General features: G+C 36.3%; 1 protein-coding gene. It reads left to right on the forward strand.

The window, feature by feature from the left end; translation table 11 throughout:
• Nucleotides 1–319: HD-GYP domain-containing protein (locus QWI17_RS05675; RefSeq protein ID WP_302721544.1), on the forward strand; the 319-nt coding region annotated here is incomplete at its 5' end.
• Nucleotides 320–333 lie beyond the last annotated feature (14 nt).

A 333-nucleotide genomic window follows, 5' to 3' on the forward strand; every position in this document is an offset into this window, starting at 1 on the left:
ATGCTACAAAGTGGCTATGTTCCACCATGAAAACTTTGACGGTACAGGCTACCCTCTGGGTATAAGTGGTGAAAGTATACCTGTAGAAGCACGAATACTCTCTATCGTAGATGCGTATGATGCCCTGACAATGGAAAGGTGTTATCGCAGTGCAATGAGTCATTCTCAAGCCTTAACCGTCATGGAGAATGAACTCATTGGAAAATTTGATAAGAACCTTTTAAACATTTTTTTACAAAATCATATGAACTTCGACACGATAAGGTTGATATTCAAAAAGTTCGGTGATGTTGATAATATGAGTAATTTTTATGCTTGATTTAAAAACACTTA

The sequence above is a fragment of the Gilvimarinus gilvus genome, assembly GCF_030518155.1.
Taxonomy (GTDB): Bacteria; Pseudomonadota; Gammaproteobacteria; order Pseudomonadales; family Cellvibrionaceae; genus Gilvimarinus; species Gilvimarinus gilvus.